14 protein-coding genes are annotated in these 13675 nt (G+C 67.6%); 7 read left to right on the top strand and 7 right to left on the bottom strand.

The annotated features are described in order from the left end of the window. Window positions 1-18 precede the first annotated feature (18 nt). From ACI48D_RS22655 to ACI48D_RS22630, 6 genes are read right to left on the bottom strand one after another with little or no spacing between them, the layout of a single operon-like run. Window positions 19-978, bottom strand: a complete 960-nt coding sequence (locus tag ACI48D_RS22655) for an acetaldehyde dehydrogenase (acetylating) (RefSeq protein ID WP_435573497.1) — start codon at window positions 976-978, stop codon at window positions 19-21. 14 nt (window positions 979-992) lie between these two features. Beyond that, a complete protein-coding gene (mhpD, locus tag ACI48D_RS22650) occupies window positions 993-1793 on the bottom strand; it encodes a 2-keto-4-pentenoate hydratase (RefSeq protein ID WP_435573496.1) in 801 nt (266 codons plus the stop codon). 39 nt (window positions 1794-1832) lie between these two features. Then, complete coding sequence (locus ACI48D_RS22645; protein WP_435573495.1) at window positions 1833-2969, bottom strand: CaiB/BaiF CoA transferase family protein; 1137 nt, start codon at window positions 2967-2969, stop codon at window positions 1833-1835. Between the two features lie 16 nt (window positions 2970-2985). Continuing rightward, a complete protein-coding gene (locus tag ACI48D_RS22640) occupies window positions 2986-4158 on the bottom strand; it encodes an acyl-CoA dehydrogenase family protein (protein ID WP_435573494.1) in 1173 nt (390 codons plus the stop codon). A 37-nt stretch (window positions 4159-4195) separates the two neighbouring features. Further along, the gene (locus ACI48D_RS22635) at window positions 4196-5389 is read right to left on the bottom strand and encodes a Rieske 2Fe-2S domain-containing protein (protein ID WP_435573493.1); all 1194 of its coding nucleotides are present in this window, start codon (window positions 5387-5389) and stop codon (window positions 4196-4198) included. A gap of 20 nt (window positions 5390-5409) precedes the next feature. Then, window positions 5410-6336, bottom strand: a complete 927-nt coding sequence (locus tag ACI48D_RS22630; protein ID WP_435573492.1) for an SDR family NAD(P)-dependent oxidoreductase — start codon at window positions 6334-6336, stop codon at window positions 5410-5412. Between the two features lie 273 nt (window positions 6337-6609). Here ACI48D_RS22630 and ACI48D_RS22625 point away from each other — a divergent pair, with 273 nt between their 5' ends. Then, complete coding sequence (locus ACI48D_RS22625) at window positions 6610-7824, top strand: flavin reductase (RefSeq protein ID WP_435573491.1); 1215 nt, start codon at window positions 6610-6612, stop codon at window positions 7822-7824. A gap of 103 nt (window positions 7825-7927) precedes the next feature. After that, the gene (locus tag ACI48D_RS22620) at window positions 7928-8821 is read left to right on the top strand and encodes a LysR family transcriptional regulator (RefSeq protein ID WP_435573490.1); all 894 of its coding nucleotides are present in this window, start codon (window positions 7928-7930) and stop codon (window positions 8819-8821) included. Between the two features lie 27 nt (window positions 8822-8848). On the opposite strand, the gene ACI48D_RS22615 is transcribed toward ACI48D_RS22620, so the two are convergent. After that, a complete protein-coding gene (locus ACI48D_RS22615; RefSeq protein WP_435573489.1) occupies window positions 8849-9739 on the bottom strand; it encodes a LysR family transcriptional regulator in 891 nt (296 codons plus the stop codon). A gap of 110 nt (window positions 9740-9849) precedes the next feature. On the opposite strand from ACI48D_RS22615, the gene ACI48D_RS22610 reads away from it, so the two are divergent. The 5 genes from ACI48D_RS22610 to ACI48D_RS22590 form a co-directional block, all read left to right on the top strand. Then, a complete protein-coding gene (locus ACI48D_RS22610) occupies window positions 9850-11058 on the top strand; it encodes a 3-hydroxybenzoate 6-monooxygenase (RefSeq protein WP_435573488.1) in 1209 nt (402 codons plus the stop codon). 19 nt (window positions 11059-11077) lie between these two features. Further along, window positions 11078-12127 carry a gentisate 1,2-dioxygenase gene (gene gtdA / locus ACI48D_RS22605; protein ID WP_435573487.1) on the top strand — a complete coding sequence of 350 codons (1050 nt, stop codon included), beginning with the start codon at window positions 11078-11080 and terminating at the stop codon, window positions 12125-12127. Window positions 12128-12151: 24 nt separating this feature from the next. Then, entirely contained in the window at window positions 12152-12862 is a 711-nt protein-coding gene (locus ACI48D_RS22600; RefSeq protein WP_435573486.1) for a fumarylacetoacetate hydrolase family protein, read from the top strand. 1 nt (window position 12863) lies between these two features. Then, the gene (maiA, locus tag ACI48D_RS22595; RefSeq protein ID WP_435573485.1) at window positions 12864-13508 is read left to right on the top strand and encodes a maleylacetoacetate isomerase; all 645 of its coding nucleotides are present in this window, start codon (window positions 12864-12866) and stop codon (window positions 13506-13508) included. Window positions 13509-13529: 21 nt separating this feature from the next. After that, window positions 13530-13675 (top strand): FAD-binding protein (locus ACI48D_RS22590; protein WP_435573531.1); only part of this gene is annotated, 146 nt, incomplete at its 3' end.

Here is a 13675-nt window from a genome sequence, read left to right as displayed (position 1 = left end):
GGTTGTCTCCGTCAAGCCTTATACCGCCAGTGCGGCGGCGGACATGCTGGCGGCGATGCGTTCGGCGGTCGCCATCGCAGCGCTGGTCATGATGTCGAGATTGCCCGCATATGCCGGCAGGTAGTGGGCGGCGCCTTCGACCTCGAGGAAGATCGACACCTTGAGGCCGGCCTGGCGGCCGAGGCCCGGCAGGTTCGGCGCGTTCTCCGGGCCGAAGCGCTCGAACTGCACCTCCTGCTTGAGACGGTAGCCGGGCACGTAGGACGCCACGTCGGCGGCCATGGCGCGCACCGAGGCGCGGATCGCTTCCTGGTCGGCGTCGAGCGCGGCCAGGCAGTACACCGTGTCGCGCATGATCAGCGGCGGCTCGGCCGGGTTCATGATGATGATCGCCTTGCCCTCGCGCGCGCCGCCGACCTCGACGATCGCACGCGAGGTGGTTTCGGTGAACTCGTCGATATTCGCGCGCGTGCCCGGCCCCGCCGACTTGCTCGCGATCGAGGCCACGATCTCGGCGTAGTGCACCGGGGCGACCCGTGCCACCGCGGCCACCATCGGGATGGTCGCCTGGCCGCCGCAGGTGACCATGTTGACGTTCGGCGCGTCGACGTGCTTGTCGCCGTTGACCACCGGGATGCAGTACGGACCGATCGCGGCCGGGGTCAGGTCGACCATGCGCAGCGACGGGCGCAGGCCGCGCAGGAAGGCGTCGTTCCTGACGTGGGCGCCGGCCGAGGTGGCGTCGAACACGATGTCGATCTCGTCGAACACCGGCAGCCGCGCCAGGCCTTCCACGCCTTCGTGGGTGACGGCCACGCCCATGCGCGCGGCGCGCGCCAGTCCGTCGGAAGCCGGATCGATGCCGACCATGGCACCCATCTCGATATGCTTGCCGTGACGGAGGATCTTGATCATCAGGTCGGTACCGATATTGCCCGGACCGATGATGGCGACCCGTTTCTTTGTCTGTTGCGTCATGCTGAAATCCTTTGTCATTGTCCGAATACGGCGCGCAGCTCGCCCAGGCCGTCGATGCGCGCGACGAACTGGTCGCCCGGCGCCACCGCCGCCATCGGGCCGAGCGCCCCGGTCAGCAGCACGTCGCCGGCGCGCAGCGGGGTGCCGACGCGCACCATCATGTCGGCCAGCCACACTGCCGCGTTGAGCGGATTCGCCAGGCAGGCGGCGCCGCTGCCGGCGGACACCGTTTCGCCGCGCCGCTCCATCGTCATCGCGCAGTTCACCAGGTCGAGGCGTCCCAGCTTCACCGGCCGGGAACCCAGCACGAACACGCCGGAGGACGCGTTGTCGGCCACCGTGTCGAGCAGCTTGATGTCCCAGTTCCCGATGCGGCTGCCCACGACCTCGATGGCCGGCAGCGCATAGGCGGTGGCGGAGACAAGGTCGGCGAAGGTGTGGCGCTCGTGCGTGAGGTCGCGTTCCAGCACCAGCGCGATCTCGGCCTCGACCTTCGGCTGCAGGGTGCGCGCCAGCGGGATTTCCTCGCCGTCGCCGAAGGCCATATCGGCGAACAGCATGCCGAAGTCCGGCGAATCGACGCCCAGCTGCTTCTGCACGGCGTTCGAGGTCAGGCCGATCTTGCGCCCGACCACGCGCGCGCCGGCTTCGATGCGGCGCTGCACGTTGTGTTGCTGCACCGCGTAGGCGGCGACGACCGGGTCGAGCTCGCCGGCCGCGGCCAGGATGCGTTCGCGCAGCGGCGCGCACGGGGCGCGCCCCTGCTCCGCCGCCCACAGGACGTCGGCGATGTCGCTGATCTGTTGTTGGTTCATCGTGTGTCCTTCAAAATAAGGCGTGGATCTGCGCCGGCGTCAGCCGAGCTTGAACTCGGCGCGAATCGCCGCGCTGTGCTCGCCCAGCACCGGCGCCGCGCGCGTGGTCGGGCCGCGTGCGCCATCGATGCTCACCGGGCGGTGAATGCCGATCATCTTTCCATGCTCGGGGTGGGCGATCTCGTAGAAGGTCCGCAACTGCCGCACCTGCGGGTCCTCCATCACCTCCGGGATCGTGTTGACGGGGGAAAAAGGCACGTCGCTGCGGGCCAGCCGCTCGCACCATTCGTCCCGCGTGCGGGTACGGAAAGTCCGGGCGACATCCTGGTTCAGCTCCGCGTAGTGACGGGTGCGCAGTTCCGGGGTCAGGAAGCGGCTGTCCTCCAGCAGGTCGGGCCGTTCGATGACCGCGACGAAGGCCTGCCAGAATTTCTCCACCGATGACAGGTGCACCGCCACCAGGCGCCCGTCGGCGCAGGGGAAGGCGTGCGATTGCGAGATCGCCACGCGGGTCTGCGGTGTCGGTACGGCGCCGAGCCGGGTGTATTGCGCGAAGCCCTCCGGTGAAAAGGCGATCGAGGCTTCCAGCATGTTGACTTCGACCCGCGCGCCCTTGCCGGTACGGTGGCGCTGCATCAGCGCGCCGAGGATGCCGTAGCTGGCATACATGCCGGTGATGTTGTCGGAAATGGTAGGGCCGTTCATTGCCGGCTGCGCCGGATCGAGCATCAGGCTGGCCAGTCCGGACAGGCCCAGCGCCACCGCGTCGTAGCACGGGCGGTCGGCGTAGGGACCCTCGCTGCCGAAGCCGGTGATCGAGCACCAGACCAGGCGCGGATTGATGTCATTGAGCGCCGCCTCGGTCAGCCCGAGGCGCGCCATCACGCCTGGGCGGTAGTTTTCCAGCAGGACGTCGGCGCGCGCCAGCAGGGCCAGGAGTTCGGCCTTGCCCGCTTCGCTTTGCAGGTCGAGCTGGATGCTTTCCTTGTTGCGGTTGTAGGAGGCGAAATGCGGGCTGTACAACTTGCCCGCGTGGCGGCGGAACGGGTCCCCGCCGTTCGGATGCTCGACCTTGATGACGCGCGCGCCGAGGTCGGCCAGCATCATGCCGGCCAGCGGCGCGGTCAGGACCGTGCCGAGTTCGATGACCAGAATGCCTTCGAGGGCGTGATTCATGGGTGGCTCCTGCTTATCAGCTGTAATGTTTCAGGATCTGGCGCGCGAGCGTGGTGCGCAGCACCTCGGTCGGCCCCTCGGTGACGCGATAGCTGCGCAGGTCGCGCCAGAAGCGCTCGATCGGCGTGTCCTCGGTCAGTCCCATGCCGCCGTGCAGCTGCATGCAGGCGTCGATGATGCGCCAGCCCGCCTCCACGCCGAAGGTCTTGATCATGAAGGTTTCCATGCGCGCGTCGACACCGGCGTCGTTCTTGCGCGCCGCGTCGTACACCAGCAGGCGGGTGCAATACAGTTCGGTGAAGGCGTCGGCGATCATCCACTGCACGCCCTGGCGCTCGGCCAGCACTTCGCCAAAGGTCTTGCGCTGGTGCGCGTACTCGGCCGTCAGCGCCAGGCAGCGCCCGGCCGCGCCGCAGGCGTGCGCCCCCTGGCGCACCCGGCCGTAATTGATATAGCCCTGGGCCAGCGCGAAGCCGCGCCCCTCCTCGCCGACCAGGTTGGCCAGCGGGACGTCGACATCCTCGAAGCTGATTTCGCTCGGCATGTCGCCCATCAGGGTCTTTTCGGAGCTCGCCAGCGTCACGCCGGGGGCGTCCATGTCGACCAGGAAGCAGGAGACGCCGCCACGCGCGCCCTTTTCCGGATCGGTCACCGCCATCACGACGGCGAAATCGGCGGCCGCGGCGCGCGTGATGTAGCGCTTGACGCCGTTCAGGCGGTAGCCGGTCTCGGTGCGCACGGCGCGCATGCGCATCATCGACGGGTCGGAGCCGGCGTCGGGTTCGGTCTGGGCGAAGCAGGAGCGCTTGGTGCCGTCGAGCACCGGCTGCAGGTAGCGTACGCGCTGCTCCGGGTTCAGGCCGAGCAGGATCGGGCCGATCATCGGGCCGAAGATGCCGTGGTCGCGCACCCAGGAAGCGACGGTGCTGCGCCCGACCTCTTCCCAGAACACGGCCAGCGCCAGCAGCGGCAGGCCCTGGCCGCCGAATTCCTCGGGCACGTCCATCAGCCAGAAGCCGGCCTGTTTCGCGCGTTCGCGCAGGGCCGCCGCCTGGTCCGGCGGCAGCATGCCGTTGGCCCCGACGGCGTGTTCGAGCGGGATCAGTTCGCGGTCGACGAAACGGCGGATCGAATCGCGAAATTGCAGCAGCTCCTCGGGGAGCGAGTCATGGGGGGTCAAGTCGAGCATAAGTGGCTTTGGGCGAAATGAAGGAACGGGGGTCGGATCAGGCCGCGGCTTCCTGGCCCGGCTGTTTCGGCAGCGGCGCCGCGTCGTGCAGCGAGCGCCAGGCCTTGGTCAGCTGCCCCGCCTCCTGCAGCTCCAGCTCCCGGAAGAACAGCTTGCGCAGGGTGACGATGCCCATGTCGGAACGGCCGAGGATCTCGTCCTCGCGTGCGGTAATGCGCGCCTGGCCCCGGATCGACAGGTAGTCCTGGGCAGCGGTCAGGCCGACGAAGCTGTCTTCCGGATTCTTCCATTCGCGTGAGGCGAACAGCTCGTCGTGGTGCTCGGCCGGGTCGTACTTGCCGTACTTGGCGAAGTAGTCCCTGAAGCGCGCGCGCGCCTCCTCGCTGGCGCCGGGCTGCTGGCCGTAGATCATGAAGCGGGTCGTGTTCTGCTCGTCGTTCGGGATCATCCACACGAACACGTCGATCCATGGGTCGTCCGGGGTCAGGCCGGGCACGGTGACGTGGTTGTTGTTCGGGAAGGTCCAGTCGCTGACGCGCACGTTGCTCTCCGAGCGCTTGGCGGTCTGGCGGATGCCCGACGAGGTTTCCTGGTACGACAGCTCGGGAATCGCCCCGGTCACGGCGGCGCCGAACGGGCCGACCGTCAGCGCCATGTGCACGAAGCTCACATGGACGGCGTCGAGCGAGTTTTCGACTTGCTGGAACCAGTTGTTGTCCCAGCGTTCGCGGCCGTTGGCGACCAGGCTGCCCTCGCGCTCGAGCAGGAGCTTGCGCGGCAGGTCGAATTCCGGCGCCTCGCCCTCGCCCATCCAGGCAAAGACCAGGCCCATGTATTCCCTGACCGGATAGCCCGGAATTTTGGTGCGCGGCATGCCGGTGTTGGCTTCGGCGGGACGGTTGACGCAGGCGCCCTTGCCGTCGAATTGCCAGCCGTGGTAGATGCAGCGGATTTCCTCGCCCACCACCCAGCCGGTATGCAGCAGCGTGCGGCGGTGTGCGCAGCGTCCGCCGACCAGGTGCAGGGCGCCGCTGTCGCCGCGGTACAGCGTCAGTTCCTCGCCCATGATCAGCAGCGGGATGGCGGCGCCCGGCGCCACGTCCTCGGCCAGCGCGACCGGCTGCCAGAACTTGCGCAGCAGGCGCCCCATCGGCTTGCAGCGGCTGCATTCGGTCAGTTGCTTGAATTGTTGGGCGCGCTCTTCGCGCCGCTGGTCCTGGATATTGTCCATGTTGGTCTCCGTGTGGATGTTTAAGAACGTTCGACCGGCTCGCCGAGCAGCTCGGTCAGGAGTTCCTGTTCTTCGCCGTAGCGGGTCACGCGGGTCGCGCGCGCATAGTCCTTGATGTCGCGCGGGTCGTGCTTGCCCGGGGTCCAGGTCGGATACTTGTGGCGCAGGCCGGCATCGACCGCCATATCGGCGCCGGTCATGCAGGATGATTCGTCCGAAGCCAGGAACACCGTGGCCCAGGCCAGATCGGAGGCGCGCGGGAAGCGGCGCAGCGGCAGCTGGTCGAGGTATTCCTGGCGCGAATAGAAGCCGCGCCGCGCCGGCTGCTGCCAGTCCGGGTCGAACATCTCGTCGCGCATCGTGGTCCAGAGCTGGTGTTCCATCGAGCAGGGCGTGACGGTGTTCACGCGGATGCCGTGATGGGCCAGGTCCATCGCGGCGGAACGGGCGAAGTTCAGGAGCGCCGCCTTGGCCGCGCAGTAGGCGGCGCCGTCGGCCTCGCCGAAATGGGCGGCGGTCGACATCACATGGATGATGCTGCCCTGCGCCCCGCAGGCGAGCATGGCGCGTGCGCCGTGCCGGGTGGCGAGCAGGCCGGCGGTGGCGAAACTGGCCACCGAATCGTTCCAGTCATCGAGCTCCATGCCCAGCACGTCGTCCCAGTGCACCCGCCCCGCCATGTTCACCACGATATCAAGGCGGCCGTAACGTTCGACGGTGGTGGCGACGATGCGCCCGACGTCGGCGTCCTTGCGCGCATCGCCCGCCAGGCTCATCGCTTCCCAGCCGCGCTCGCGGATGAAGCCGGCCGTCGCGGCGGCGGCTTCTTCCTTCACGTCGGTGACGCAGACGCTGGCGCCTTCACGCGCCAGGAAGTGGGCGATGGTGCCGCCGATGTTCGGTCCTGCGCCAAACACGATGGCGACTTTGTTCTTCAATCTGTCCATGGTTCTACTTGTCTCCAGGTTGCCTGACCAGCGTTTCTCGGCGGTCAACGTCTGGCATTGTTAGCTTTGCGCCCTGGCGATACAAGTCGAATACCTTCAAGGCTACTATGCGGAATTTGCATCGGTCGGTGGCGGCAGGCGCAGGGGACGGACCGGCCACATTCAAAATTTATTGAATTCTCATTCTAGAACGATATAATCAGAAAAACGCCAGCCGGTCCGTACTTCCTGCGGCGCCACAACAATCATTCACGAAGAGACAGCGAGACACATATGCAAGCCACTCCCCCAACAAGGCAAATCGACGGCGCCCGCTTCCGCGAGGTGCTCGGCAGCTATCCGACCGGTGTCGCGATCGTCACCTGCACCGACGAACACGGCGCTCCGGCCGGGATGGTGATCGGCACCTTTACCTCGGTCTCGCTCGATCCGCCGCTGATCGGCTATCTGCCGATGAAGACTTCACGCACGTTTGCGCGCATGCGCGGCTCGCCAACCTTCTGCGTGAACATCTTGGCGGCCGACCAGGAAGCGGTGTGTCAGCATTTCGCCTCGCCGGCCGAGGACAAGTTCGCCGGGCTGGCATGGCACGCCAGCCCGGCCGGCAATCCGGTCCTCGACGGCGTCGTGGCCTGGATCGACTGCGACTACGCGAGCGTGACCGAGGTAGGCGACCATTACATCGTGCTGGGCGGCGTGCTCGGCATGCAGCTGGAACGGGATACGGCGCCGCTGCTGTTCTTCCAGCGCGGCTACGGACGCTTCTCGCCGGGGCCCCTGGTCGCGGCTGCGGAGCGCGAAACCATCGAGGCGGTGCAGCTGGCCGAGATCGGCCGCGACGAGATGGAAGCCGTGGCCACGGAGCTGAACGCGGAATGCAGCATCATCGCGGCGGTCGGCGGCGACGTCGTCTACGTGGCGGTGGAAAACCAGTCACCCTACTTCCGCCTGCGCAGCCGTCTGGGCTTTCGGGTGCCGTGCGCGCCGCCGCTGGGTCCCCTGTTCGTGGGCAGCCCGGGGGCGCCGGGCGACGACGAGTGGCTGAAGCGCCTGGGCCGTCCGGACCAGGAAACGATAGCCAGTGCGCTGGCCCAGCTCGAACGGGTGCGCAGCCGCGGCTGGTCGATCGCGCTGCAGGGTGCGGGCGAGGACGAAAACCTGGACGAGATGGTGGCGCTGTACTCGAATCCGCACCGCACCCCCGGCCAGGAGCGGCGCCTGCTGGCAGCGGCCAAGGCACGCGCCGGCCTGCACGAGCCGGCCGAATTGCTGGACCACGTCAGCTACGACGTGCGCCACCTGTCGGTACCGGTGCGCGACGCCGGCGGGCAGGTCCTGCTGGTGCTGCGGCTGAGCGCCTTGCCGCCCGCGGCGGACCTGGACCGGATCCGGCAGTGGCTGGCGCGCCTGCAGCTGTCGGCGGCGCGCCTGGAGCAGACGATCGCGGCGCGCCGCGAACACTGCCGGGCGGCGCGGCTACACGCCTGAGCGGGCGGGCGCGGCGGCCTCCACGCTGGTTCGACGGACGCCGCGCATGGGCGGTACACTATTGCGTTTCACGGTAACACCTGACCAGGATTGCTGAGCCAGTATGGAGATTTCCCAGATCCGCCACTTCGTGCGCATCGCCGAGACCGGCAGTTATATCAAGGCGGCCGACCTGCTCGACATCGGTCAGTCGACCCTGAGCCGCCAGGTGCGCGCGCTCGAGGTCGAGCTGCGCGCCAGCCTGTTCTACCGTCATGGGCGCGGCGTCCTGCTGACCGAGGCCGGCAAGAAGTTCCTCGAGTATGCCCGCGGCGTCCTGCACCTGATGGACTCGGCCGCCATCGCGGTCCGCGACTCAGAGTCGGCCTTCTCCGGCCAGCTCGCGATCGGCATGGCGCCGAGCATCGGACGCGCCGGCATACCGACGCTGTTGCCGAAACTGGTCGCGCTGTATCCGCGCGCGACGATCAGCGTGGTCGAAGGGCTGTCCGGCGCGCTGTACGACGCGGTGCTGCTGGGCCAGCTCGATTTCGCGCTGCTCTACAACCCCGCCGCGTCGCCGAACATCAAGATCACGCCGATCATCACCGAACCTCTGTACCTGATCGGCGCCAATCCGGTCGGCGCCGATCACGCCCAGGTCACGCTGTCCGCCGTCGCCGAGCTGCCGCTGATTCTCCCGCATGGAAATCACTCGATCCGGGTCGCGGTCGAGTCGGCCGCGGCGCGCCTGGGACTGGGAGTGAACGTCACGCTGCAGGTCGATGCGTCTTACTCGACCATGGAGCTGGTGGCGCAGGGCATGGGTTATTCGATCATGCCGCGCCTGGTCGGACGGGGCGCGGGCCTGCCCCCACTGTCATGGCAGAAGATCGAGCAACCATCCCTGGAAACCACGCTGTGCATGGTGCTGCCGGGGCAGCAGCCCAGCAATCCGCTGGTTACCGCAGCGGCGGAGGTGGTGCGCAGCGGCTTGAGCGAGCTGCTGGCCGGCTAGCATCTCCGGGCCCCGGCCGCTGCCGGCTCATTCCAGGAACAGGTTGGCCACGGTCTGGCGCAGCCAGCGGTTCGACACGTCGGCATGATAGCGCTCGTGCCAATGCTGCTTGACCTGGAAGCTGGGCAGCGCGACCGGCACCGGCAGCAGGCGTACCGCTTCGCTCGCCGCCACCTCGCTGGCATAGCGGAAAGGCACGATCGCCAGCAGTTCGGTCTGCGCCACGATGCGCGCGACGCCCAGGAAACTGGGCAGCTTGAGCGCGATCTTGCGCTCGACGCCAGCCTGCGCCAGGCTCTTGTCGACGATCGCATGCCCCGTGCCCGAGCTCAGGACGCGGATGTGCGATTCCCGCCGCAGCGTGTCGAGGCTGAGTGACTCGCCCACGCGCGGATGGGCGGCCGCCACCAGGCACACGAACTGCTGGTCGAACAAGACCTGCTGGTAGAACCCGGCCTCCAGGTGCGGCATGAAACCGACCGCCAGGTCGACGCTGCCGTCGGCCAGCTCGGCCGGACTGTCCTGCGAAATCTTCGAGATCTCCACGTGGATGCCGGGGCCGATCTCGCGCAGGTGGTTCAACAGTCGCGGCAGCAGCACGATCTCGCTGATATCCGTCATGCAGACACGGAATTCCCGCAGGCTGCCGGCGGGGTCGAACACGGGCTGATCCTCCAGGGCATGCTGCAGCGCCTGCATGGCGCGGCGCACGTCCTCGATCGCGTTCTGCGCGCGCGGTGTCGGCACCATGCCCTTGGCCGTCCGGCTGAACAGGCGGTCGTTGAAATGGCCGCGCAATTTGCCCAGTCCAAGGCTGACGGTCGACTGGGGCAGGCCGAGATTGCCGGCCGCGCGGGTCACGTTGCCGGTCTTGTAGATCTCGTCGAAGATCGACAGCAGCTCGAGGTCGAAACCCATTTCGTCTCCATTATTTAATTTTCTGATTATCTTAATCAGGTTTCATCGGTTTCTCAAATAGAGATCAATGGGCACACTGTTTCCATTCAAAAAACGAAAGGAGACCACCCATGAATCCGATTGACTCCGCACTGCCGTCCGTGATCGTCGCCGGCGCCGGCATCGGCGGCATCGCAGCCGCGCTGTCGCTCTCGCAACTCGGTCTGCGCGTGACCGTGCTGGAGCAGGCCGCCGAGCTGGGCGAGATCGGCGCCGGCCTGCAACTCGGCCCGAATGCCTTTGCCGCGCTCGATGCCCTCGGCGCCGGCGAGCTGGTGCGCGAGCGCGCGGTGTTCACCGAGCGCCTGGTGATGATGGACGCGGTCGACTGCGGGGTGGTGGCCAGTTTCGAGGTCGGCGAGGCCTTCCGTGCGCGCTTCGGCAATCCGTACGCCGTGATCCACCGCGCCGACATCCATGCCGCCATCCTGGAGCAGGTGCGCGGCAATCCGCACATCGAGCTGGTGACCTCCTGCCATATCGCATCGATCGACCAGGACGAGCACGGCGTGACGGTGACCGACAGCAGCGGCCGCCGCTTCGAGGCCGGCTACCTGATCGGCTGCGACGGCGTGAAGTCGGTGGCGCGCGAGGCGGTGCTCGGCGACGACGTGCGCGTTTCCGGGCACGTGGTCTACCGCGCCGTGGTGCCGGTTGCCGACATGCCCGAGGAGCTGCGCATGAACGCCCCGGTGGTCTGGGCCGGGCCCAACTGCCACCTGGTGCATTACCCGCTGCGCGGCGGCGAGCAGTACAACCTGGTCGTCACTTTCCACAGCCGGGAACAGGAAACCTGGGGCGTGACCGACGGCAGCAAGGAAGAAGTGCTGTCCTACTTCACCGGCATTGCCGAGCTGCCGCGCAAGCTGCTCCACCTGCCGTCGAGCTGGCGCCGCTGGAGCACCGCCGACCGCGATCCGGTCGACAACTGGACGCGCGGCCGCATCACGCTGCTCGGCGACGCCGCCCATCCGATGATGCAATACCTCGCGCAAGGTGCCTGCATGGCGCTCGAAGACGCGGTCACCCTGGGCGCGGCGGTGCGCCGCTGCGACTACGACATGGAGGCGGCCTTCGCGCTGTACCAGCGCTCCCGGATCGCCCGTACCGCGCGGGTGGTGCTGTCGGTGCGCGAAATGGGCCGCCTGTATCACGCCGCCGGCGTCGAGCGCCTGGTCCGCAACGACCTGTGGAAAGGCCGCGACGCCGCCGGCTTCTACGATGCCCTGGCCTGGCTGTATGACTGGAACGCCGCAGGCTGCCTGGCCGGCGATGCTTGAGAACCAAGGAGAACGGAATATGAAAAACGATCTGCTCGAAGCGCGCCGCGCGCTCTACCAGGACATGCAAGCCCAGCACCTGTCGCCCTTGTGGGAATCGCTGCACACGCTGGTGCCGCGCCAGCCCGCGCCCGATTACGAGGCTGCGCTGTGGCGCTACCAGGACATCCTGCCGCACCTGAAACGGGCCGGCGAGGTGATCTCGGCCGAGGAAGCCGTACGCCGCGTGCTGGTGCTTGAAAATCCGGGCCTGGCCGGCAGTGCCTCGATCACCAGCTCGCTGTACGCGGGCCTGCAGCTGATCCTGCCCGGCGAGGTCGCGCCGGCCCACCGCCATACCCAGTCGGCGCTGCGCTTCATCGTCGAGGGCAAGGGCGCCTACACGGCGGTGGACGGCGAGCGCACCATGATGCACCCGGGCGACTTCATCCTGACGCCGTCCTGGACCTGGCACGACCACGGCAACCCGGGCATCGACGGCGTCAGCGAGCCGGTCGTCTGGCTCGACGGCCTGGACATCCCGCTGACGCGCTTCTTCAACGGCGGCTTTGCCGAAAACGGCGACAGCGCCAGCCAGCCGATCGCGCGTCCGGAGGGACGCAGCCTCGCGGCCTACGGCCACAACATGGTGCCGGTGCGCCAGCTGCACGCCGGCAGCAGCTCGCCGATCTTCAACTACCCCTACGAGCGCTCGCGCGAGGCGCTCGAGACACTGCGCCGCCAGCAGGAAATCGACGCGTGGATCGGGGTCAAGCTGCGCTACGTGAACCCGCTCACCGGCGGCGCGCCGATGCCGACCATCGGCGCCTGCATGCAGCTGTTGCCGGCCGGCTTCCGCGGCCTGCCCCACCGCAGCACCGACGGCACCGTCTACAGCGTGGTCGAAGGCCACGGCGTGGCCACCATCGGCGGACGCCGCTTCGACTTCGCGCCGCGCGACATCTTCGTCGTCCCGTCCTGGTCCACCCTGGTCCTCGAGGCCAGCGAGGACGTCGTGCTGTTCAGTTTTTCCGACCGCCCGGTGCTGCAGGCGATCGGCCAGCTGCGCGAAGAATTCCTGCCCGAATAACCGAACCACCTTGAGCGAAAAACCATGAACGACAACTTCATCATCCCGGCCCAACGCATCGTCGGCCTCCCCGTCAACGGCAGCGAGGCCAGCTTCCCGGTACGCCGCATCTACTGCGTCGGCCGCAACTATGCCGCCCACGCCCGCGAGATGGGCTTCGATCCCGAGCGCGAGCCGCCCTTCTTCTTCTGCAAGCCGAACGACGCCGAGTCGGTCGTGCCGGTGCCGGCCGGCGCCAGCGTCGCGCTGCCCTACCCGCCGCGCACCGAGAATTACCACTACGAGATCGAACTGGTGGTCGCGATCGGCAAGACCGGCCGCGATATCGCCCCGGAAGACGCCGCCGGCCATATCTTCGGCTATGCCGTCGGCCTGGACATGACCCGGCGCGACCTGCAGATGCGCATGCGCGAACAGGGCCGCCCGTGGGAGATCGGCAAGGCTTTCGATTACTCGGCGCCGATCGGTCCGATCACCCGGGTCGCCGACTGCGGCCTCCTCGAGGCCGGCGCGATCGCACTGAGCGTCGACGGCAAGACCGTGCAGAGCAGCGATCTGGCCAAGTTGATCTGGAACGTCAGCGAAACCATCGCCCAGCTCTCGACCCTGTTCGAACTGCGCCCGGGCGATCTGATCATGACCGGAACCCCGGAAGGCGTGGGCGCGGTGCGGCCCGGCCAGCGCATGGTCGGCACGGTCGACGGCCTGACGCCGATCGAGGTCGAGGTCCTCTGAGATGAAGCTGCATACCTATTTTCGTAGTTCCGCGTCCTACCGGGTGCGCATCGCCATGAACCTGAAGGGCCTCGATGCCGACCAGGCCTATGTGCATCTGTCGAAGAACGGCGGCGAACAGTTCGGCCCGGATTTCGACGCACTGAATCCCCAGCACCTGCTGCCCGTGCTGGAGGACGACGGCCTGGTACTGCCGCAGTCGCTGGCCATCATCGAATACCTCGACGACACGCACCAGGGCATTCCGCTGCTGCCGGCCGATGCGCGCGGCCGCGCCCGGGTGCGCGCGCTGTCGCAGGCGATCGCCTGCGACATCCACCCGATCAACAACCTGCGCGTGCTGAAGTATCTAAGCCAGGAGCTGGGCGCCACGGACGAGCAGAAGAATGCCTGGTACCGGCACTGGGTGGCCCTCGGCTTTGCCGCGCTCGAAAGGCAGCTGGCGCAAAGCCCCGACACCGGCCTGTTCTGCCATGGCGATACGCCGACCATGGCCGATTGCTGCCTGGTACCGCAACTCTACAACGCGCGGCGCTTCGATTGCGACCTGGCGGCCTACCCGACCGTCGTCGCCATCGGCGCGCGCTGCGAAGCCCTGGAAGCGTTTGCGCAGGCGCGGCCGGACACGCAGCCCGACGCGCACTGAGCGGCACAGGGGGCGAAAGAGATGACATTCCCGGTTGCGCACACGACGCTTCTCGAACAATACGGTCCGCGCGAAGCGATGGAATACGACGTCGTCATCGTCGGCGGCGGCCCGGCCGGCTTGTCAAGCGCAATCCGGCTGAAGCAGCTGGCCTCGGAACAGGGCCG

The organism is Massilia sp. LXY-6, from assembly GCF_051233485.1.
GTDB lineage: Bacteria > Pseudomonadota > Gammaproteobacteria > Burkholderiales > Burkholderiaceae_D > Telluria.
This window is presented reverse-complemented; position numbering and strand designations above follow the sequence as displayed.